The organism is Paraburkholderia sp. MM5384-R2 (assembly GCF_014201025.1).
Taxonomy (GTDB): domain Bacteria; phylum Pseudomonadota; class Gammaproteobacteria; order Burkholderiales; family Burkholderiaceae; genus Paraburkholderia; species Paraburkholderia tuberum.
On record NZ_JACHDI010000048.1, the window covers coordinates 1 to 22,326 of the forward strand.

Consider the following 22,326-nt stretch of genomic DNA (forward strand, 5'->3'; position numbering starts at 1 on the left):
AACGAACCGGAATGACCATCTTCATTCGTGATTCGGAAAGTTTACGCATGTGCCATCTCAATCAGCCGCGTTTACACGGCTTGATCAGCATTGCCCTAACACATTCACCGGGGAGAGGGCGCAGCATGTCTGCGCCTCGGCATTCGCGGGCCGCGGGACAGGCAGGCGAGAGCAACGTGCCGACGCTGGCCGTGTCCCCCTGTCGAGCCAGGCTATCGTAGGCAGCGGCACGCGCTCCTTCCCGGCTGAGGTGATGCTAGCGCCGTGGCGCGAGCGCAGCGGCGGCCAAGGCGCCGCAGTCGCTGCTTGCACGAAGCCGGATCTCACGCGGCGGCGCAGAGTCGGGGCCGCTGTACCACGCGAGTGCGACGTCGCGCGAAAGCCCGGTGCGACACAAACCTCGCGAGATGACCCTTCCAGCGTGCCCGTCCGCTAGTCGGCAACCAATCCTTCGGGATCGTGCTTTTTCCCGTACCGGCCCGACGGAGGCCGGATACGGTTCCTAGACAATGCGTTCAGAAACGTTGTATGCAGCGACCAAATTGAAAAATAATGGTGCTTCAGTACTGGCGCAGGACGGATGTTGAATTCGCGGGATTTAAAAGGGGGAGAGGAAAGACCAGGTACGCGATATCGGCGACTACCCGACCGGCAACGGACACAGATTAGAATACGACAGTCAAAAGCAATCCGGATACCGCGCTGATCGAAATGAACGCACAAGAGAAAAAGTCACAGGCCAAAACTCGCCGCAACGCGACTCTCAGATGGGGCCAGGAAAGCCTTGGCCAGGAGGAGCAGCATCGCCTCCGCCGCGCCGTGCTGTTTGAAACGGCGGCGCGCGCCTTCAACGAAACCGGGTACTACAACACGACTCTCGAAGAACTCGCCAAACGTCTTAACGTTACGAAACCGGCGCTTTACTACTATGTCAAAGACAAGGACGATATCCTGTTCGAATGCAACCGGATGGCGTTGCAGCACATGCAGGCAGCGCTCGAGGAAGCGGAGAACGGCACGGAGTCGGGCATGCAGAAACTGGGCGACTTCCTGACGCGCTACACGGAACTGATGACCAACGATTTCGGCGCATGCCTGATCCGTACAGGGCTGCAACCCCTGCGCCCCGAGAGCCGCGCGAAGCTCAGGGTGCTGGCAAACCGGCTCGACAAGGCACTGCGCGGCATCGTTGCGCAGGGCGTCGAGGATGGGTCGATCCGTGTGTGTGATCCAAAAATGGTTTCCTACGCGATATTTGGCGGTTTCAATGGCATCGCGACCTGGTTCCAGCCAGGCGGTGAGATGCAGCCGGCCGACGTCACAGCTCATTTTCTCGACCTTTTCGTCCATGGGCTGCAGCCGTCGAAGAGACGGCCGCGGTAGATTCGGCGTCCCGGCCCCCCGCCTGGACCTGACTTCGATGATTCTCACGGTGTGCTGCGCCTCACTTAAGCGATGCCGACGATCGAAAGTGCTGACGTGGCGGTGGCGACAGGACGGTCACCGCACTCCAGCAGCACACCGCGGGTAAACGCGAGCGAACGCCCGAGCCGCTCCAGCTCGCCACGGGCAACATAAGTGCCGGACTTCGCCGCCCGCAGGAATGACACGTTGAGCGTTGCGCTCGCGACCGATTGCGATTGCTGCACGGTCGCGAGCGCGGCGAACCCAAGCGCAAAATCCAGCATTGCGCTCACGATCCCCCCCTGAATCACGTTCGCGCCCTGCAGAAACTGCTCGCCGGGCGTGAAGCCCAGTTCGACGATTCCCCTTTCGATGTTCACCATGAGCAGCCTCGCGCGCATTGCAATGGCGAGCGGATTGGTTTCAAGGAGCACTGGGTCTCCGCCGTGGCGGTGAAACGAATGCAGCAGGTTGCGGTCGGGGTTTTCCATAAGTGTCTCCGGGTTGGCGTCAATCACGCTTGACGGAGATTTTACCCGAGAGTACATTGGTTACCAACGGGTAAATTAGTTGCTGGCTCGCAGACACAATTGGCACCGTCATCAGGGTTTTCGCCTTGTTCGCAAACGACGATCTGACGGCCATCGAGAAGATGATTTGTGAGGAGACACAGGAGTGAATTCGATTGATTTTTTCGATCATGGCTGGCGCCTCGATCCGCAGGCGCCGTGTCTGATCGACGCACAAACCGGCGTGGCGTCCAGCTATGCGCAGGTCCGCCGTCAGACCGTGCTGGCGGCTAACGCATTGCGCCGGGATGGCTATTCGGTCGGCAGCAAAGGCGCAGTGTTGAGTTATAACGATTCGGGTGGTTACACGGCGGTGCTTTCAATCCTGCGCGGCGGCCTGACCTGGATTCCGGTTAACCCCCGCAATTCGGTGACCGATAACGCGCGGATCCTGGAGCGATTCGACTGCGACATTCTTTTTTTTCAACGTCAGTTTGCGGATGCACTGCCTGAGATCGAACGTCTCGCTCCACGGATATCGCGCTTCGTGTGCGTTGACGGTGCCGCAGGTGACGCGCAGTCGTGGGATGCATGGCTGGCCGGCGTCACGGATGCCGAGGTCGACACGCCGCACGATCCGGAGCGGGCCTTTGTGATCCAGCCAACGGGCGGCACGACCGGTTTTCCCAAGGGCGTCGTGTTGTCGAATCGTGCACTCGAAAACATCGTGGCGAGCTTTACGGCTGTGGCCCCGTGCAAGGGCAGACCGGTTTTCCTCGCGGCTGCACCCCTTACCCATGCCGCTGGTCAGATATTTCAGTACCTGCTCGCGCACGGCGGGACAGGTGTTGTATTCCCGAAGGTTGACAGGATCGCGTTGCTCGATGCGATCCCGCGGTACGGGATTACTCACGCATTCCTGCCCCCAACGGTTATCTACGATCTGCTGGCGGTACCGGACGTACGCGAGCGGGACTACTCATCCTTGCAGTATTTTTTCTATGGCGCCTCACCTATGGCTCCAGGAAAGCTTGCCGAGGCGCTGGACGTGTTCGGTCCGGTGATGTGTCAGATCTACGGGCAGACGGAAAGCGGCGTACCCAATACGTTCCTTTCCAGCGCCGACCATTTTGTCGACGGCAGGATGGCTGACGCCGCCCGGCTGGCGAGCTGCGGACGCGTTTCCCCATTCTGCCGCGTGGAGGTCATGGGACCGGACGGGCAGTTGCTCGCTGACGGCGACGTCGGCGAACTGGTGGTCCGCGGTACCGGGGTCATGAGCGGCTATTACCGGGATCAGGACGCGACGGCAGCAGCGAGTGCGTATGGCTGGCATCACACCGGTGATGTGGGATACCGGGATTCGGAGGGTTATTTCTACATCGTAGACCGGATGAAAGACATGATCATTTCGGGCGGCTTCAACATTTACTCATCCGAAGTGGAGAGGGCGATCCTGGCGCACCCGGCCGTGCAGGATTGTGCCGTGGTCGGCACACCGGATCCCAAATGGGGCGAGCGGGTAAGTGCCGTCGTGCAGCTTAAGGAGGGCGTGTTGCTCGATGCGCAGACATTGATTGCGCACTGCAAGGCACAGATCGGCAGCATGAAGGCGCCGAAGCTCGTCGAGTTTGTCGAGACCTTGCCTCGTAGCCCGGCTGGCAAGATTCTCAAGCGCGAGCTCAGGCAGCGTTACTGGCAGGATCAGACGCGGATGGTTTCGTGATTCCGGTTCTTTAAGCCCAATCGACTAGTGAGATTCCATGAAGTACACCTGTATTGAATTACGGCGTGAAAACCGTGTCGCGTGGATTACCTTGGCGAAGCCTGATGCGCTCAATGCGCTGTCGCCGGACATGCTTGACGAGATTGCACACGCGCTGGAGTCGGTGAAGGGTGATGGTGAAACCCGTGTTCTAGTGATTACCGGTACCGGGCGTGCGTTCTGCGCTGGCGCAGACCTGAAAGGCGTGGGCGCGTCGACCGCTGGGGGCGAAGGCCCGCTTGAGTTCCTGGCGAAGGTACATCGTGTCTTCGAGCGTGTGCGTACGCTGCCGCTGCCGGTGATCGCTGCCGTAAATGGCCTCGCGATGGGCGGCGGACTGGAACTGGCAATGCACTGTGACATCGTGGTCGCCTCCGACACTGCGAAACTGGCCGATGCGCATTCGAACTTCGGCGTCATCCCAGGTTGTGGCGGGGCGGCGCTGTTGCCGCGGCTCGTCGGGCCAGCGTACGCAAAGTATCTGCTCTTCAGCGGCGAGTCGGTGCCGGCCGCGGAATTGCACCGCATTGGCTTCGTTTCGAAGCTGTATGCGGCGGACCAACTGGTAACCGGGACGCAGGCCCTGGCAGAGCGGATTGCGGAAAAGAGTCCGCTCGGCCTGCGTATCACCAAACGGCTTGTCGCCGACGGGCTTGAACAGCGCGACATCAGCGCCGCATTGAAACTCGAACTCGAGGCCAACGCCGAGTATGGAAGGTCCTTCGACATGACCGAAGGCATGACAGCTTTTGCTGAGCGGCGCAAGCCGCAATTCCGCGGCTGCTAGTTTACTTCAGTGACAGGTAAGACAATGAAAATTGAAAACATGGTGACCGTGATTACGGGCGGGGCTTCGGGACTCGGCGAGGCAAGCGCCCGCCACCTGCTCGAAAAAGGCGCGCGTGGCGTGGTGCTGCTCGATCTGAATGCCGGCCGAGGTGCGGCGCTTGAGAAGGAGCTCGGCGCGCGCGCGCTGTTCGTGCAGACTGATATCACAGATATGGATGCTGTCCAGCGTGCGGTGGATGCCGCACTCGACCGGTTCGGTGCAGTGCATGCGGTGGTGGCTGCTGCTGCGATTCCGGGTCCGTCAAAGCTCATTACGCGCAATGGCCCGATCGACATGGGCAAGTTTGACAACGTAATGAAGGTCAACGTCTACGGCACATTGCATGTCATGCGTGCGGCGGTGCAGTCCATGCTGAAGAACGCCCCGAACGAGGACGGTGAGCGTGGCGTGGTGATCAACGTCGCTTCCGGTGCCGCGTACGAAGGACAGATCGGGCAGATCGCCTACAGCGCATCGAAGGCTGCGCTCGTCGGGATGACAATGCCGCTCGCGCGCGAACTCGCGGCACACGGCGTGCGCGTGATGACCATTGCGCCGGGCGCCTTCGATACGCCGATCTACGAGAACGTCCCATCGGAGGTGAAGGCCGGTATGGTCGATCTCGTATTGTTTCCAAAGCGCCTTGGCAAGCCATCCGAGTTCGCGCTGTTCGTCGAGGAAATCATCCGCAACCCGCTGCATAACGGGCGCACCTACCGTTTCGACGGTGGCGCCATCCTGCCGGCGAAGTCGTGAGCGGAGCTCTCGACAGCCTGCAGGTAATGCTCGCGGGCGGTATCGGACCGGCGCCATACTGCGCGATGCTGCTCGCGGACATGGGGGCGGACGTCGTGCGCATCGACCGCCCGGAGGAAGCACCGACGGCAGATCCACTTGCGATGCCGGTCGATGTGTTTTCGCGGGGGCAGCGCTCGATTGCGCTTGACCTGAAACGGCCGGATGACGTGGAGACGGCCCGCTCGCTCGTTGCCCGCTCCGACGTGCTCATCGAGGGTTTCCGGCCCGGTGTGATGGAGCGGCTTGGCCTCGGCCCCGACGTCTGTCTCGGGCGCAATGCCAGGCTTGTCTATGGCCGCGCGACTGGGTGGGGTAGAGGTGGCCCGCTCGAACAGGCGCCGGGTCACGACATTAACTACATTGCACTCGCGGGAGCGCTCGACGCCATTGGCCAGAGGGGTGGGCCACCCGTCGTGCCGCTGAACCTGGTAGGAGATTTCGCGGGGGGCGGCCAGCTGCTCACGATGGGTATTCTTGCAGCGCTCGTCGAACGTGCGCATTCAGGACGCGGACAGGTGGTCGAGGCGGCGATGGTGGACGGGGCGTCTTCGTTGATGACGATGAATTACGCCCTCGCGCATTTCGGTCGTGTGACCGGCGCTCGCGGTGAGAACCTGCTGGACGGCGGCGCTCCCTTTTACGGTGTCTATGAATGCGCGGATGGGCGATACGTGGCGGTGGGCGCAGTCGAGCTGATGTTTTACCGGCAGCTCGTTGCATTGTGCGATATCCCTGACCCGGCCGAGGCGGAGGACCGTTTCGATGTGACGCGCTGGCCCGAATGGCGCAAGCGCTTCGCCGACGCGTTTCGCCGGCGTAGCCGCGACGACTGGTGTGCTGACCCGCTGGCAGCGGCCGCGTGCGTGAGCCCGGTACTGAGGATTGACGAGGTGCCACGGCATCCTCATCACCTTGCCCGACGCAGTTTCATGACAGCGGACGGCGTTACGCTGCCCGCTCCGGCGCCGCGTTTTTCCCGCACACCCTGCGCCGTACCCGCAGCGTTTGTCCGTCCTGGGGCCAATAGCGATGTAATACGCGCCGCGCTGGCCGAAGACGGCGGGCAGGGACGTAGTATGCGGCCGAAGTGACCGGCTGGTGCCCGTTTGACGATCAACAAGGATGAGGAACCCCAATTGACGAATGAGATTGTGCCCCTTCGCGAGGGTTTGTTTCGCGAGACGCCCCAGGGCGCCGTGCTGCTTGGCATGCGCTGCAGGGCGTGTGGCCAGGTGCATTTCCCCTCGACGGGCCTCTGTCTGAACTGCCTTGCTGAGGATGTCGAGGAGTGCGAGCTGAGCCGTGAAGGCGAACTCTTCTGTGAAACAACCGTTCACATGAAGACCTCGCATTTCAATCCGCCGTATCGGGTTGGTTACGTGAAACTGCCGGAAGGGCTGAAAATCTTTGCACCGCTACGCGCCGTGGAGGGCAAGCCATTTACCGTCGGCATGAAGATGCGGGTCGAAGTTGCGCCGCTTTGGTCCGAGGACGGTCGCGACGTGACTGCGTATCGTTTTTATCCCTGCTAAAGCGCGTTGAGGAGAGGACAGATGAGAAGCGTCGTAGTGCTCGGCATCGGGCAAAGCCAGTTCGGCAAATTTCCGGATCAGACCGTTGCGCAGCTCGGTTCGGCTGCGGCCCGTGCGGCAATTGCGGACGCGGGCATCAGGCCGCGCGACCTGCAGATCGCCTACACGTCGCGTCTTTACGCGGAGATGATCACGGGGCAGACAATACTGAAGGAAATCGGAGTCACCGGCATCGAGATGATTAACGTCGAGAACGCCTGCGCGGGCGGTGCGACAGCGGTGCATTCACTCTTCAAGGACATCGCATCGGGATACAGCGAGGTCGGTATCGCGCTTGGGGTTGAATCGATGACGACGAGCCCGATTGCCGGCAAGCTGATTCCTCCGCCGAAGGACGATCTCGATGGGAACCTAGGGTCGGCCATGCCGGTCGTGTTCGCGCTGATGGCGAAACGCTTGATGGAAACGCACGGGGCGACTGCCGCTGATTTTGCGCAGGTGTCGGTCAAGGCCCATGACGCGGGGATGCTCAATCCGCAGGCGCAGTATCGCAAGCGCTTTACCGTGGAGGAGGTGCTCGCATCACGCCCGATCGTCGATCCGATTACGCTGCTGCAATGTTGCCCGAATACGGATGGCGCAGCGGCGGTCGTGCTGTGTTCCGAGGAGTTTGCAAAGGCCTACACGTCGCGACCGGTCAGAATTCTTGCCTCGACGCTCGTGTCGGGCGACTACTTCTTCAAAAAGGACGATCTGACTTCCTTCACTCTCGGCAAGCGTGCGGCCGAGAAGGCGTATGAGACGGCTGGGGTGGACCCACGCGACCTGGACGTCGTGGAGATTCACGATGCGTTCGCCGCAGAGGAGATTGTCCATTACGAAGATCTCGGCCTCTGCGCGAGAGGCGATGGGATTAGCTTGCTGCGCTCGGGTGCAACGTCGCTTGGCGGGCACATCCCCGTTAATCCGAGCGGCGGGCTGCTTTCGCTCGGTCACCCGTTGAGTGCGTCGGGCGTGCGCAATATCTGTGAGGTCGCTTTGCACCTGCGCGGGCGGGCGGGCGGACGCCAGGTGCCGGGCGCGAAGCTGGGACTCGCGCAGATGCTCGGCGGCTCTGCTACAGGTCTTGAGACTGGCGCCGCCAGCGTGCATATCCTGAGCATCTGATCCGTTCAAGCCCTCCAGAAGAGAGGGGTAGATCAGATATTCAGCTTAACTAATAATCAAGGAGACAGATGATGGAACTGATCACGCCTGCGGCTGAACCGCGGGACGATAGGGATGCCACTTCGATGGCGACGTCTGGCGACCGCGTGGCATTACCGGGTCGCGCCGGCATGGCACGCATCATACTGGCCGGATCGCTCGGTACATGCTTCGAAGCGTACGACCTGTTCCTTGTCGGCACGATGGCCGCAGTAATCAGCCATCAGTTCTTCTCGGGGGTAAATCCGACTGCCGGTCTGATCTTTACGCTGCTCGGCTTCGCGGCAGGTTATCTGGTCAGGCCGTTTGGCGCAGTGTTTTTCGGCCGCATCGCGGACCGGTTTGGGCGCAAGCGCGTATTTGTTTCCAGCGTCGCGCTGATGGGCGTCGCTACCGCCCTGATCGGCGTTCTGCCGACCTTTGCGACTGCGGGCCTCATTGCGCCGCTCGCGTTCGTGACACTGCGTCTCGTGCAGGGATTTGCGCTTGGCGGGGAGGCGGGCGGCGCGATGGTGTATGTGGTCGAGCATTGTGCTCCAAACCGTCGCGGCCTTCATACATCGTGGGTACAACTGGCGCCGATGGTCGGACTGCTGCTCTCGCAGGTCGTGCTGTCCACCACGCGTGGCATCTTCGGTGAGGCCGCGTTCATGGTTTGGGCCTGGCGAGTTCCATTTCTCGTTTCACTTGTGCTGCTTGCCCTTTCGGTCTGGATACGCTCGCGGATGGGCGAATCACCGGAATTCGAGCGATTGCGCGACGATGGCGCCGTGTCGCGGGCGCCGCTGCGTGAAGCCCTGACGGGGCGGCGCAATCTCGCTGCGCTTCTCTGTTCGCTGCTCGGCCTCGGCCCGGGTGCGGCTGTCGCACTTTATGCGGCGTTCTTCTATACACCGTTTTTCCTGACTCAGGTCTTGCATGTGGATGTGGAGACGGCGAACTGGCTCTCTGCGACGGCGCTGATCGTTGCAATGCCACTTTTTGTCCTGTTTGGCGCGCTCTCCGACCGCATCGGACGCAAGACCGTGATCTGTGCAGGCTTCGCGCTGGTGGTGCTCTCATACCCTGCTATTTTTCGCGGGCTCACACACTATGCCAACCCCGCGTTGGAGGCAGCTGGTTCAAGCGCGCCAGTCGTCGTGGTCGCGAACCCGCATGAATGTTCGACGCAGTTCAACGTGCTCGGCACCGGGAAGTTCGTCAGCTCGTGCGACATCGCCAAGGCGGCACTCGTTCGGATGGGTATCAATTACAGCAACGTGGCGTCCTCGGCAGGTGGGCCGGCCGTGATCCGGATCGGCGAGGTATCGTTGCAAGCCTACGATGGCGCGGCCGCGGATGCGAAAGAGCGCAATGCCACATTTACAGCATCGCTGCGCGCCGCAATCACGGCGGCGGGGTATCCGTCGAAGGCGGACCCCGTACGGGTCAATCGCGGCATGGTCTGGCTGCTGCTGTTTGTTCTCGGCGTGTTTGCTGCGATGACCTACGGACCGCTTGCCGCTGCGATGAGCGAACTGTTTCCGACCCGGGTTCGGTTTACTGCATTGTCGCTTGGTTACCACATCGGCTTTGGCTGGACCGGTGGCTTTCTTCCGGCCGCCGCGTTTGCCATGGCCGCGGCAAGCGGAAACATGTATGCGGGCCTCGCCTATCCGCGCGTGGCCGCTGCAGCGGGCATCCTCTTCACATTCCTGTTCGGGTCTCTTTCTGTCAGCCGGAAAACCGGCGAATAACTGGGCAACTGCCATGAGTGAATATTTTTCTCCCTGGATGACGCCGGAACTCGAGACGTTCCGCAGCACGGTACGCAGGTTCTTTGAACGGGAGGTAGCACCCTATGCGAAACGCTGGGAAGAACAGCAGTATGTCGACCGATCTGTATGGCGCGAGGCCGCCGAGATCGGCATGCTGTGCACGTCCGTGCCGTCCGAATATGGTGGTGTGGGCGGCAGCTTCCTGCATGAAGCCATCATCATAGAGGAACAGGCTCGTGTCGGCGATACGGCATTTGGTGTCGTTCTCGCGAACATGGGTGTGCCTATTTTCCTTCATGCGGCAACCGATGAGCAACGTCGCAGGTGGATTCCACCGTTGACGGCCGGAGAGTCGATCTTCGCGTTTGCGCTGACGGAACCAGGCGCCGGTTCCGATGCAAAGAATATCGCCACCACGGCTCGGCGCGACGGCGAGCACTATGTAATCAACGGCTCAAAGACATTTATCAGCAACGGTTATAACGGCGATACGGTGCTGCTCGCCGCACGTACGTCGGGAGAGGGTGCGCGCGGGATCTCGATGTTCATGCTCGACACGAAGGGACTTGAGGGATATAGGGTGGGGCGCATTCTGGAGAAAGTAGGGCAGAAGGGCCAGGATACGGTAGAGCTTTTCTTTGATAACGTCCGGGTCCCAGCAGAGAATCTGGTTGGCGGAGCGGAGGGGCAAGGGTTTGGTCAACTTATGAGCGGCTTTTGCACCGAACGCACGGTGCTTGGCCTGCTCGGTGTGGCCCAGGCTGAACGGGCAGTGGCGATTACGACGGAATATGTGAAAAACCGCCGTGCTTTTGGCAGGACGCTGTTCGACATGCAGAACACGCGCTTCAAACTGGCCGAGTGCCAGACGAAGACGCGCGTGGCGCGCGTGTTCATCGACCATTGCATCGCCCGGGTGATGGACGGCACACTCGACAGTGCCACGGCGGCGATGGCGAAATGGTGGTGCACGGAACTGCAGAACACCGTGATCGACGAATGCGTGCAACTGCACGGAGGCTACGGATATATGACGGAGTATCCAATTGCAAAGATGTGGGCAGACGCTCGGGTTCAGCGAATTTATGGCGGTGCCAATGAGATTCAGAAGGAGGTCGTGGCGCGCTCGCTTTGACCGGCACACATAATTTGTCGTTTCGAGTAAAAAAGCCGACGGAAGATAATTTTGTGGTCCCATCTTGCCTCAGTTCGACCTTCTGGCATCGTAATCAAAGATGGCATAAAAATTTCATTAAATTGATTGGTTTGCTAATGGCACGGTAAATTGGTCGAAAACCAGAAGTCATGCGGAGAATAGATAACTCCGCTTCGGAGGACAGAACGTATAAAAACTGGAGCGAAATGTATGTTTTTGGCGATCGTGTGCGCTATATCCTGCCTACCTCGCTGCAGGCCTATGTCAGAGATCCGATTGCAGTGCATGGCATTGTTGGCGCGTCCATCATGTCCCATATCATAGCGAGCAAGAAGATTGCGCGGACCATCAGGATTGGAGAGTAGCGGGCGGAGATGATGCATATTCCGGCGATGCGCGCAACGCTGCGTTCAGCAGGCCGTGTTGCCAACGCGGTCTAAAGCGCCCGTACATTAAGCCCAGAATAAATCTATTTCAAAAGGAAACGTGACATGCAACAGCCTGACAACTCCAGACGCGACGCCACGTTGGTGGACCCGCGGGTAAAGGACTTTCTGCGACGTCCCCATCGTCTTCTGATCGACGGGCAATGGGTTAATGCCGACTCGGGCGAGTCCTTTCCGGTAATAGATCCCGCTACTGCCGGGATCATCGCGTCAGCTGCTGCTGGCGGCAAAAGAGACATCGATCTGGCAGTCTCGGCCGCGAGACGGGCGCTTGAAGGGGGAGTATGGTCGAGGCTGGCTCCGAGTGAGCGGGCTCGTTTGCTCTGGCGTCTGGCAGATCTGATCGCAGTACATGCCGAGGAATTCGCGCAGATCGAGACCTTGGACAACGGAATGCCGATCGCCTTTGCGCGCGACTTTTTCGTGCCTGCCGCGTGCGAACATTTCCGCTACGCCGCCGGATGGTGCACCAAGGTTTCGGGCGATACGGTACCGGTGTCGCTACCGGGTGAGTGGCATGCATATACCAGGCGCGAGCCAGTGGGCGTGGTTGCACAGATCGTTGCATGGAATGTGCCTTTGATGATGGCGGCGATGAAAATCGCGCCAGCGCTCGCGGCAGGGTGTACGGTGGTCCTGAAGCCAGCCGAAGAGACACCTTTGAGTGCTCTCCGGCTGGGTGAACTCGCACTGGAGGCTGGGCTCCCGCCCGGGGTACTGAATATCGTCACTGGTGACGGCGGGAATGCGGGCGCGGCGCTAGCTGCGCATCCAGGTGTTGATAAAGTTTCCTTTACTGGAAGTACCGAGGTTGGGCGTCTTATCGTCAAGGCATCTGCGGGGAACCTGAAAAAAGTCTCCCTCGAATTGGGCGGCAAGTCGCCCGTATTTGTATTTCCCGACGCAGATTTGCCAGCGGCGATCGCAGGCGCCGCCAATGCCATATTCTTCAATTCGGGACAAGTATGTGCGGCAGGTTCGCGACTGTATATACATGAACGCGTCTACGATGAGGTTGTCGCCGGCGTTGCTGCCATTGCTAGCCAGTTGCGGCTAGGACACGGACTTGACGCTGGCACGGAAATGGGACCCCTGGTGTCCGCATCGCAGGTCGAACGCGTGAAAGGTTACATCTTGGCGGGCATCTTGGCCGGTGCGCGCGTGCTCAATGAGGAAAGAAGGACAGAGCTGGGCGGATACTTCGTGGGCCCAACGGTGCTAGGCAGTACAACGCCAGATATGACCGTGGTCCGTGAAGAAATATTTGGTCCGGTGGTATGTGCGATGCGATTTAGCGATGAGGAAGTTGACGCGATCGCCGTTCAGGCGAATGATACCTGCTACGGGCTTGCGGCGGGCATCTGGACGAAGGATTTGAATATCGCACATAGGCTCGCGAGCAGAATCCGCGGCGGCACTGTGTGGGTGAACAGCCATAGCGTGCTCGATCCGGCGCTTCCTTGGGGTGGCCTGAAACTGTCGGGCTGGGGTCGTGAAATGGGGCGAGAGGGCATTGATGCCTATCTTGAAACGAAATCGGTCGCGATCCACCTTGGGTGACATTGTTCCGGGGCGCGGCGCTTCATATGCACTGTCGAGCATTGACCCTGTCCATGGTCGACGGCGCTAAGTGTGCGCAGCCCCGGTGCTGCAGAGTTTCATAGCGTCTATATGACACGACTGCCGTCCGGTCAGCCTATCCAGACAAACCTTAGCATCCTGCCGAAAGAGATTGGCGCGGCGCTAGGTTACGTTGACGCCCGCGGCACTGTACATGCAGTCGACAAAGTATTCGGCGCTCATGCTGAGTACCAGGTCTTTTCGAAGCATGAGCCCGAGCGTGAGCGAAGCGGCTTGTGCATCGGTTGTGATCCGCGTCATAAGGCCAAGCTGGATCTGCTCGTCCAGCAGAAAGTCAGGCCACACACTGACTACACCCGGCTGGCGGGCCAACTCGGCATAAAGCCGCTGCGACGTGCATACGCTGACACGCCGCGGCAGAGGCGGGAATCCGTCGCCAGACAGTTGGCGCCAAAACGCCGGCAGGCTTTCGCGTGTATGGTTGTAGAGCCAGTGCGCGTCTGCAAGCCCCTGGAGCCGCACTTCCCGCTCCAGCGGGTCGCCCCGCCGGACGGCGAGCGACTGTGCCGCCTGCCTGAGCGGGACCACCCGAAGCTCCGCGGTCACATCACTATCTGCGACGAACGCGACGCATACATCGAAAGTCCCATCACGTAGCCCATCGATGATCTGAGTTGGCAAGCATTCGTATACGTTCAGTTTCGCGTCGGGCAGGCGGCTGCGGAACGCCCGCAGCGCATTTGGCACGACGATCGGCGCGGCCAGTAGGGAAACACCGATTGTCAATGCCTGGTCGGCCGACGACTTCATTTCTTCCAGCTCGAGCTCCGCGCGCGCAATCTCTGCGACAACGGTTCGCGCCCGCTTCAGAAGCGCTTCCCCGTATCGGGTCATGCGCACGCCGGCGCCACCGCGCACCAGTAGTTGCACGCCGAGGCGCGCCTCCAGGTCCTTGATCGTTTTCGTGACAGCTGGTTGGGACAGGCACAACGCGTCGGCAGCGGCCATCAGCGTGCCATGCTCCGCGATCGCGACGAGGGTCCGCAACTGCGCCGTTTTTATACTTCCGCGTTCCATAACCATTCGCTATAGGCATAAGAAATTGGAAATTGGTTGTGGGGCGCCGTCGCCTACTATCCGAGCTCCCGACCAGTTGATGGTCCAAGAGTATATAGGGTGGAAAAATGGTGACGAACGGTATCGACGTCGAACTGGACGAGTTGATCGCATTACGACGTGACATTCATGCAAACCCGGAAACTGCTTTTGACGAACACCGCACCGGCGGACTGGTCGCTGCAAAGCTACGCGCCTGGGATATCGAAACTCACGCCGGAATCGGTGGAACCGGTGTGGTGGGTGTGGTGCGCGGTCTGCGTGGCAGCGGACGCACGATTGCCTTGCGCGCAGACATGGATGCGTTGCCGATGGAAGAGGAGGGCCGACCACTCCATCGATCACTTCGGCAAGGCGTGTTTCATGGCTGCGGGCACGACGGGCACACGGCAATGCTCCTTGGTGCTGCGCGGCACTTCAGTCGCCATCGTGACTTCGCAGGCAATATTGTGCTGGTCTTCCAGCCTGCCGAGGAAACGGGCGGAGGCGCAAATGCAATGCTCGCTGACGGTCTGGAAGAGCGTTTTAACTACGACGAGATCTACGCCTTGCACAATGCACCGCATTTCGCGCCGGGCACGTTCGGTGTGCGCGACGGGGCGATGCTTGCGTCGTGCGACGAGATCGCCATCTCAATTGAGGGCGTCGGTGGCCACGGCGCTGCGCCGGATAAGACCAGAGATCCGGTGATGGCTGCTGCGCAACTGATCTGCTCGCTGCAGACGATCGTGAGCCGCTCCACCGAGCCGAGCGCGGCTGTCGTGCTGAGCATCGGTAGTGTGCATGCGGGTAGCGCGCCGAACGTCATTCCGAGCCATGCTACGCTCACGGGCACGCTGCGCACCTTCGACGAACGCGTGCGCGCGTTGGCGAAGGCACGCGTCAGGACCATCTGTGAGGGCGTTGCAATCGCAAGCGAATGTACGATCATCGTCGATTTCCAAAATAGCTCGACAGCTACGATCAATCACTGCGAGCAGGCCGAGGCGGCAGCGGCTGCCGCCGTCGAAGTATTTGGTGCAGGGAACGTGCTGCGCGATTTCATGCCGCTAAACGGCTCCGAGGACTTCTCGGAATTTCTCCTGCGCCGACCAGGTGCTTACGCGCTTATTGGGCAAGGAGGAGTCTCCTGTCACCATCCCGAATTCGATTTTAACGATGACGTGTTGCCACTCGGCGTGCGTTTCTTTGTTGCGCTGGCGCATGCGCGCCTCGGCTCATGACCACTGCACAGGGCCGACAATGATGCGCTCCGATCCAATCAGAGACAACTTATGACGAACTACGTTTTACGCGGGCTCGGCTTGACGCTTGCTGTTGCCAGTCTTGCTCTTGTCAATCAAGGTGCTCAAGCCGAAACGTTGCGTTTTGGCACAGATCCCGCGTATCCGCCGTACGAGTACAAGCTGCCAAGCGGCGAGCTCGCGGGACTGGACATCGACATTGGCAACGCCCTGTGCGCGGCTGCACATGTCAAATGTGAGTGGGTAGAAGGTAGCTTCGACGGACTGATCGCAGGACTGCAATCGCGCAAGTTCGATGCGATCAATGCGTCTCTGGCAGCCACGGCCGCGCGCCGTGCAGTAATGGACTTCACAACACCGTTATATCCCGCGGACATCCGCCTCGTTGCCGCTAAGGGTAGCCACCTGTTGCCCGAGACAGCATCACTTGCCGGCAAGCGTATCGGAGTGCTGCAGGGTTCAACACAGGCAGCGTTCGCGAACCAGAAATGGGCAACACATGGCGTGACGGTTATTGCATACCAGGACCAGAACAGTGTCTACGTCGACCTCGCAAACGGACGGCTCGATGGGACGGTCGTGGTCGGCGCAGCAGCAAAACTAGGCTTCCTCGCAAAACCCGAGGGTAGAAACTTCGAGGTGACTGGTACTCCCATCGTTGATCCGGTGCTGATGGCGGCGAGCAGCGTGATAGGCGTGCGCAAGAGCGATCCACACACATTGCAAATGCTCAATACCGCGCTTGCGCAGCTCAAGCAGAACGGCACGCTGGAGCGGCTAGTGGCCAAGCACCTGGGCAACGAGGCAACTGCGAATTAATCCCTATAGTCGATGTGCGCTGGGTCAGGGGCGGCTTCGGTTGCCTGGCGCGGTCGTCACCAGCGTGCGCACCGCAAAAATCCGTAGCCTTTCGCTGCATCTGGTGGATGCCATTTGAAAAGACGGCCCCATCCATGCGCGAGACTCACACGCCGGGACACGCGATTACTTTTCCCGTGCGTCGCAATTGGTCATACGCAAAAAAACAATCAACCGCAAGACAACTGGAGATGGGAATGAAAAAGGCGGTAGTGGCTTTGGCTTTGATGGGGGCAGCCGCCGTTGATGCGCATGCACGGGACACCGTGATGTTGTATGGCCTTATCGATGAGGGAGTGGACTTCAACAGCAATCTGAATGGCCAACGACAATGGAAGATGTCCAGTGGCGACGCACAGGGCACCCGCTGGTGCAGAGTGCGGAAGACCTCGGCGGCGGCTACAAAGCCATCTTCCAACTGGAAAATGGCTTTGATGTCAACAGTGGCCGCTTGATGCAGGGCGGTCGCGTATTCGGGCGTCAGGCTTTTGTCGGCGTGGCCAAGGACGCGGTAGGAACCTTCAGCTTTGGTCGCCAATACGACTCATTGGTCGAATTTCTGGGGCCATTGACTGCTAATGGTAACTGGGGCGGTTACCTTTTCGAACATCCTTTTGACAACGATAACACCGACAACTCGTTCCGGCTGAACAACGCAGTGCAATTCTATTCGGCAAATTTCAGTGGCCTCCGATTTGGCGCCACCTACGCGTTCTCGGACAGCCCTGGGTCAATTGTCGACTAACAATGCACAGAGCGTTGGGGCGAGCTATACCAATGGGAGTCTGTCGCTGGCCCTAGCTTACCTGAACGTCACGAACCCAGGCGGCAACGCGATCGGTGCGGTGGCTACCAATGATGCGGGTTTTTTCGCCGGGCGGCAACGTGTGTTCGGTGCCGGCATCAACTATTCATTTGGGTTTGCGACGCTCGGGTTCGTTTATAGCCACACTGACCTGAAGAATCCAACCGCCTACGCGTATATCAGCGGCCCAATCGTTCCACCCGGACAAAGCGTAGCGTCGCTGAAGTTTGATAACTTCGAGCTGAACGGCACATATAAGCTGACGCCAGCCATCATGGTGGGTGTCATGCATGACTACACCCAGTCGAAACTGGTCGCATCCGGCGGTAGCACCAAGCCGCGTTGGCATACATTGGGAGCGATGGCGGACTATAACCTGTCTAAACGCACTGACGTATATGTGATGGCGAGTGTGCAGAAATCAGTGAATGCCCGAAGCGGCACGGCGCTAGATAACGCCTATACCGGCGGTGTGGACGATTCGTCGTCAAACGAGAGACAGGTGGTCGCGCGACTCGGCATCCGCCATAAGTTCTGACTGGACTGTCGATTTCAAATCCAGGGCGGCGCGACGGCGCGGCCACGGTGATCACCGAGCCGGGAGAAAAGGAGTGAAGGGCGGTCACTGTTGGCGAGCTTGAAGACCTTCCACGTGGCACCCACTCGAGAATCGGATGCACCACTCCTCTGATGAACAGTTATCAAGGGTGCAATTGCTGATGGCGGGCCGTTGCCCTTTTCCCCACTCGTCGCCCAGACATTCGTGGCCAATTGCGGGGGCACAATTATCGGAGATACGGTGTGGAATAACACTGCCAAGTACACGACCCCGAACTTCAAGGGTTTTGGCGCAACAGTAATCTACGGGCTTGGTGGCGTTGCGGGTTCGCCTGGGATCGGTAATCTCGGTGTTCACCTGAATTATCAAGGTACGGTCTCACTGCTGTGCTCTCCGGCCAGCGCGTGCGGTACACCGTAGCAGGGCCGGCGGGGAGCGCAGTATGCCTATCTCGCGGGCGCAGCGTACGATTTCAACGCTCTACGGGGCCTGGGCGATGACAAGTGACCTGGTACACCTACAGGCGGCCACACGTGTGAGGCGGGTCTGTCGATCCCTTCTCACCGGCTGACTTCCTGCTCGCGGAGTGGGCGCGGACGCAACGGTCAGGGCCTACGCATACGACCAACAGCCTTCGCAACACTGCCGCTCTCGGATACGACCATCTGCTGTCCAAGCGGACGGACATTTACGCGATTTACTCAATTGACAAGCTGAGCGACCGATCCCATCGGCAACACATTTGCCGTCGGCATTCGGCACACATTCTAGGATCAATTCGCCCATCTGTCGTCGCTGCCGGTGTCTGAAAAGCTCGACGGCGAAGACCAGTTACGGAACGGTCATAACCGCTCGCATCCGTGGCCCCACAGGTGTAAAGCTTCGGTCCACGGTAAGTCAGCGCTTCGTTGAACGGCATTGCCGGATGTTACCTGCTCTAACTTACATGAATCGGAATTGAAACGGAGCTTCCATCAAGGCCGACATGAACATCAAACGTCGGTGGACGACCGTACGGCATTGGCACAAAATGTCCGGCGTCTGCTCCCGCTAGGGACAACCGGAGCCGGCTGCCTTCCGCCAGCGTCCATGCGACCGGCAGCAACGGAATCGAGTACTCGAGGACCGCGCCTTTGTCGACCGGCTTCGCATCCTTGCGGTAGTAAGTGCGGAATGGCCAGACGGTCAGATAGTCGTCGGGCGCTGGAGCGGTCTGCCTGTGAATCGCTCTCAGCATGCCTTCGGTGATGTAATGTACGCGGCCGTCGCTAGTGACTTCCGACAGGTAGACGAGGATCGAAGCATCGCCTTGATCCATCGACATGCGCAGTGTCGCGACCGGATGTCCCGCAATGGACATCGGTTGTGTAAGCACAGGCGTTTCGAAGCTCAGCATCGACGCACAGCGCGCCGTCCAGTCGGGATAGTAGTCGACGATGGCCGAGGCGCCCAGCCGCTCGTAGCGCGTCTGCGTTCCCGGTGAAGTGCTGAAGTCGACGCGATACGAGATCACATCCGGTGCGGGTGCACGCTGCGATAGGAGCCTCCCGGCTGCAAGATGCAAGCACACTGGTTCATGGCGAGGAGGCCAGGATGAAGTCGCCACCCATTCGTCGGCGTGGATGTTGAAGTAGTGAATCGGCGCCTCTTTCGCCTGACCGGATTCCCGACCCTGCAAATGCGTGTCGAAGAATCGAAGCACCTCAGCCAGTACATTGAATTGCGGCACCGCTTCATCGCGCCACGGCGACACGTTCGTGCGTGCACCGTGATCCCATGCGCCGAGCAGGAGCCTGTCCTGCGGGTTGTTCCGGGTCAGAAACCGCGTGATTGCGCCGTTGCTGTAGCCCGCTCCATCGAACCAGCCTGACACCGAATAGATCGGTACGTCACGCGGGACCTGATCCAGGTAGTGGTAAGGGCTGCAAGCGGCGAGAGTCAACGAAGGGGCATGCAGCATTGCCTCGTCCCGAAACGCGAATTCGGGCGCTGCGTCGTTAAGGCTGAAGTTGTTGCGATGTTCAGTGATCGCGGCTTCGAGGAGCGCGCCGTCGATGTCTTCGTCGACTGGCTGCGGCCCGCGCAGTCCCGGGTCCGTGTAATACGAAAACTGCCTGAGCATATCGCGCCGGTCGTGATCCATTGCCAGCATCAGCCGATCGTATGCGCCCGTCCATACCTTCGAGAGGAGACCGCCTGGATACAGTTGCTCGCTGTAGATGTCGGACACACCGAATAGCGGCGCGATCGCTTTTACCGCCGGATGTCCGGTGCTGGCAAGAAAGCACGCCGCCGCACCGACATACGAGACGCCCGTCGAACCGAGGATACCGTTGGACCACGATTGCCTGACCGTCCATTCGGCCACCTCGCGATAGTCGTCGCGCTCAGTCGGAGAGCGCAATGCGTCTCTCGTGCCGAAGCTTGCGCCGGTGCCGCGAACGTCGACGACAACGACTGCATAGCCGCGCACAACAAAAAAATCCCGATAAGGCGCCGCTGCCGGTGCAGGCTCTGCGACTTCGCCGTTTGTTTTGAACCGCCGGTAGTAGGGGGTGAAGATCAGCAATGCAGGAAACACTGCCGACGAATCGGCTCTCTGCGGTACGTAGATGTCGGCGGCAAGGCGGCAGCCGTCACGCATCGTGATGTAGGTGGAGACCGGCGTCGAAGGCCGGTCGAATTCAGCGGGGCGCGCGGCGAGGTAAAGGCTCGGCGGCATGTGCCATGCGTTGTTCTTGTCGTCGCGATCAGACATGAAGGGTGTTCCTGCTCAGTGCTTTTATGACAGAGTCTGCCGTGAAAACGGCAGACATTCGAGAAATGCGGGGAGCGCAGCCTGCGCGAGGCTGCGTACCACCGGGACGTGAAGGGGTTGATAAAACCCCTCGGTGTGCAGCAGATTGACCGTCGCGACGATCCGCTCACGCCAGAACACCGGCACGTTCAGAACGCTTGAGCAGCCGGTCTCGAAGATGGTCTGAGCATCCGGGTAGTTGGCAATGATGTCGTTGCGTGTTTGGGCAATGAACACCTCGCCGGTTTCGAGCACCTCGCGAAGACGTGGCGTATCGCCGATGCGTTTGAAGCCGCCAACCGGATAGCGGGACGTCAGATTGCTATACGAGCGCTCGACGATGCCTTCGTCGGAATAGACGGTCAATACGGTTAGCAACGTGCGTCCGACGAGTGTATCGACCGCTTCGTCCAGTGCTCGCAACGTGGCGCCGGGCTGGTCGGCGTGCCGGTGCGCATCGGCAATCGCCAGCCACGCGGGCACAATCTCCAGCGAAGGCTTCATGCGTCGCTCCTTCGCGCGTTCTTCGGGACATCTTCAGAGCCAGTGGCTTCATGAGCTACCGCGATATCTTCAAGCGCCAGTCCGCGTGTGGGTACACCGAGAATCAGCACGGTCAATGCGCCTACGAGCAACACGCATGTCGTGATGCCGAAGACGCCCGCAAATCCCAGTACGGGATAGATCATGCCGACCATGATAGGAGCGATGATCGCACCGATGCGGCCGAACGACGACGAAGTCCCGACGCCGGTTGCACGGAGATGGGTCGGAAAGATCTCCGGTGTGTAGGCGTAGATGCCGCCAAACGTGCCGTTCATGAAGAACGACAGACAGATGCCCGCGACAGCGATTTGCCAGGTGGCATCGGACATCGCCATGCCGACCGCCGATACACCACCGAGTACCATGTAGCCGGCAATCGTCGCCTGACGACCGAAGCGTTCATTGAGGTAAGCCGCCGACAGATATCCGGGGATTTGTGCCACATACATCAGCAGCGAGAAGCCGAAGCTCTTCGTAATGGTCATGCCGTGCTGAACGAGCAAGCTCGGAATCCACGTGAAGAAGGCGTAATAGCTGAAGGCGATGGCGAACCACATGGCCCACGACATCGCGGTCGTGCGACGCAACTTCCGTGACCATATCGCCCCGAGATTGCCGAAGAACGATGAACTGCGTTGCGGGCTGACGGATTGCGCGATCGACGCCGGAATCGTCTCGAACGCTTTGCCTTCTTTTCGGACCTGCGCCTCGATTCTGTCGAGCGTGGCGTTTGCCTCCGCGAGACGCCCGCGGCTTTCCAGCCAGCGCGGCGATTCGGGCAGGGAGCGGCGCCACCAGAGCAGGATGAAAATGGGCAGCGAAGTAATGACGACGACCACGCGCCAGCCGCCTTCCATGTGCGGAATGATGAGATTGCCGAGTATCGCGGACATCACATAACCCACGGCAAAGAAGCCGGCCAGTGCACCGGTAAAGGCGCCTCGGTATTTCCGCGCAACGAACTCCGATAGAAACGGCGCAACGATCGCGCTTTCGGCGCCAGCGCCGAACCCCGCAAAGATACGGACCGAGTAAAACGCCTGCCAATGATCCACCTGCGAACTGATCAGCGACGCAATGCAGAAGATGATCAGCGCCGTGACCATCACAAAGCGGCGTCCGAAGCGGTCGCCGCATAGCCCGGCCAGCAAAGCGCCAAAGAAAAAGCCCGTATAGGTGCTGCTGGCGATCAGACCGGTCTGGAACGAACTCAGCGCCCAGGCCTTGCTTATGGCGGGCAGGACGAACGCCATCGATGACGAATCCATCGCGTCAAAGGTGTATCCCAGTCCTCCCATGAAGAGAAGCTTCTTGTGAAAGCCACAGAACGGAAGCCGTTCGAGTCGTGCGGCAACGCTGGACATACTGGATTCTCCTGAGCTTCGCGGCCCGCCGCGAGGGACGACAGATAAGGTTTT

Annotated in this window: 17 protein-coding genes and 1 pseudogene; 13 read left to right on the forward strand and 5 right to left on the reverse strand. The window is 59.9% G+C overall.

The genetic code is table 11. The annotated features are described in order from the left end of the window. The first annotated feature begins 711 nt into the window (after positions 1–711). Positions 712–1,383: a TetR/AcrR family transcriptional regulator gene (locus HDG37_RS36965; RefSeq protein ID WP_184056285.1), complete on the forward strand. Its 672-nt coding sequence runs from the start codon at positions 712–714 to the stop codon at positions 1,381–1,383. A gap of 65 nt (positions 1,384–1,448) precedes the next feature. Here the strand turns inward: HDG37_RS36965 and HDG37_RS36970 are convergent, their stop codons facing one another. Beyond that, a complete protein-coding gene (locus tag HDG37_RS36970) occupies positions 1,449–1,922 on the reverse strand; it encodes a PaaI family thioesterase (RefSeq protein ID WP_184056288.1) in 474 nt (157 codons plus the stop codon). 157 nt (positions 1,923–2,079) lie between these two features. Here HDG37_RS36970 and HDG37_RS36975 point away from each other — a divergent pair, with 157 nt between their 5' ends. The 9 genes from HDG37_RS36975 to HDG37_RS37015 all read left to right on the forward strand — a co-directional run bounded on the left by HDG37_RS36975 (position 2,080) and on the right by HDG37_RS37015 (position 12,962). After that, complete coding sequence (locus HDG37_RS36975; RefSeq protein ID WP_184056289.1) at positions 2,080–3,639, forward strand: AMP-binding protein; 1,560 nt, start codon at positions 2,080–2,082, stop codon at positions 3,637–3,639. 37 nt (positions 3,640–3,676) lie between these two features. After that, the gene (locus HDG37_RS36980; protein WP_184056291.1) at positions 3,677–4,465 is read left to right on the forward strand and encodes an enoyl-CoA hydratase/isomerase family protein; all 789 of its coding nucleotides are present in this window, start codon (positions 3,677–3,679) and stop codon (positions 4,463–4,465) included. A gap of 39 nt (positions 4,466–4,504) precedes the next feature. Continuing rightward, positions 4,505–5,263: an SDR family NAD(P)-dependent oxidoreductase gene (locus HDG37_RS36985; protein ID WP_260335255.1), complete on the forward strand. Its 759-nt coding sequence runs from the start codon at positions 4,505–4,507 to the stop codon at positions 5,261–5,263. Beyond that, a complete protein-coding gene (locus HDG37_RS36990) occupies positions 5,260–6,396 on the forward strand; it encodes a CaiB/BaiF CoA-transferase family protein (protein ID WP_184056295.1) in 1,137 nt (378 codons plus the stop codon). The genes HDG37_RS36985 and HDG37_RS36990 overlap by 4 nt, the downstream gene beginning before the upstream one ends. 15 nt (positions 6,397–6,411) lie before the next feature. Continuing rightward, positions 6,412–6,837: a Zn-ribbon domain-containing OB-fold protein gene (locus HDG37_RS36995; RefSeq protein ID WP_184056297.1), complete on the forward strand. Its 426-nt coding sequence runs from the start codon at positions 6,412–6,414 to the stop codon at positions 6,835–6,837. A gap of 36 nt (positions 6,838–6,873) precedes the next feature. Further along, complete coding sequence (locus tag HDG37_RS37000; RefSeq protein WP_184056299.1) at positions 6,874–8,004, forward strand: thiolase family protein; 1,131 nt, start codon at positions 6,874–6,876, stop codon at positions 8,002–8,004. Between the two features lie 125 nt (positions 8,005–8,129). Beyond that, positions 8,130–9,779, forward strand: coding sequence for an MFS transporter (locus HDG37_RS37005; RefSeq protein ID WP_184056329.1), 1,650 nt, complete (start codon positions 8,130–8,132; stop codon positions 9,777–9,779). A gap of 13 nt (positions 9,780–9,792) precedes the next feature. Continuing rightward, entirely contained in the window at positions 9,793–10,935 is a 1,143-nt protein-coding gene (locus HDG37_RS37010) for an acyl-CoA dehydrogenase family protein (protein WP_184056302.1), read from the forward strand. A gap of 512 nt (positions 10,936–11,447) precedes the next feature. Beyond that, complete coding sequence (locus HDG37_RS37015; protein WP_184056304.1) at positions 11,448–12,962, forward strand: aldehyde dehydrogenase family protein; 1,515 nt, start codon at positions 11,448–11,450, stop codon at positions 12,960–12,962. Between the two features lie 183 nt (positions 12,963–13,145). Here HDG37_RS37015 and HDG37_RS37020 read toward each other — a convergent pair whose 3' ends face one another. Continuing rightward, positions 13,146–14,060, reverse strand: coding sequence for a LysR family transcriptional regulator (locus tag HDG37_RS37020; RefSeq protein ID WP_184056306.1), 915 nt, complete (start codon positions 14,058–14,060; stop codon positions 13,146–13,148). Between the two features lie 107 nt (positions 14,061–14,167). Here HDG37_RS37020 and HDG37_RS37025 point away from each other — a divergent pair, with 107 nt between their 5' ends. The 3 genes and pseudogenes from HDG37_RS37025 to HDG37_RS40515 all read left to right on the forward strand — a co-directional run bounded on the left by HDG37_RS37025 (position 14,168) and on the right by HDG37_RS40515 (position 17,544). Beyond that, complete coding sequence (locus tag HDG37_RS37025; protein WP_184056308.1) at positions 14,168–15,322, forward strand: amidohydrolase; 1,155 nt, start codon at positions 14,168–14,170, stop codon at positions 15,320–15,322. A gap of 51 nt (positions 15,323–15,373) precedes the next feature. After that, on the forward strand, positions 15,374–16,162 hold the full coding sequence (locus tag HDG37_RS37030) for a transporter substrate-binding domain-containing protein (RefSeq protein WP_184056310.1): 789 nt from the start codon (positions 15,374–15,376) through the stop codon (positions 16,160–16,162). A 236-nt stretch (positions 16,163–16,398) separates the two neighbouring features. Beyond that, positions 16,399–17,544, forward strand: a pseudogene (locus tag HDG37_RS40515) (porin). 958 nt (positions 17,545–18,502) lie between these two features. Here HDG37_RS40515 and HDG37_RS37040 read toward each other — a convergent pair. The 3 genes from HDG37_RS37040 to HDG37_RS37050 are packed head-to-tail and all read right to left on the reverse strand — an operon-like array spanning position 18,503 to position 22,272. Beyond that, positions 18,503–20,323: a CocE/NonD family hydrolase gene (locus HDG37_RS37040; RefSeq protein WP_184056312.1), complete on the reverse strand. Its 1,821-nt coding sequence runs from the start codon at positions 20,321–20,323 to the stop codon at positions 18,503–18,505. Positions 20,324–20,347: 24 nt separating this feature from the next. Continuing rightward, entirely contained in the window at positions 20,348–20,866 is a 519-nt protein-coding gene (locus HDG37_RS37045; protein ID WP_184056314.1) for a GAF domain-containing protein, read from the reverse strand. Further along, on the reverse strand, positions 20,863–22,272 hold the full coding sequence (locus tag HDG37_RS37050) for an MFS transporter (protein ID WP_184056316.1): 1,410 nt from the start codon (positions 22,270–22,272) through the stop codon (positions 20,863–20,865). The genes HDG37_RS37045 and HDG37_RS37050 overlap by 4 nt, the downstream gene beginning before the upstream one ends. Between the last annotated feature and the right edge of the window lie 54 nt (positions 22,273–22,326).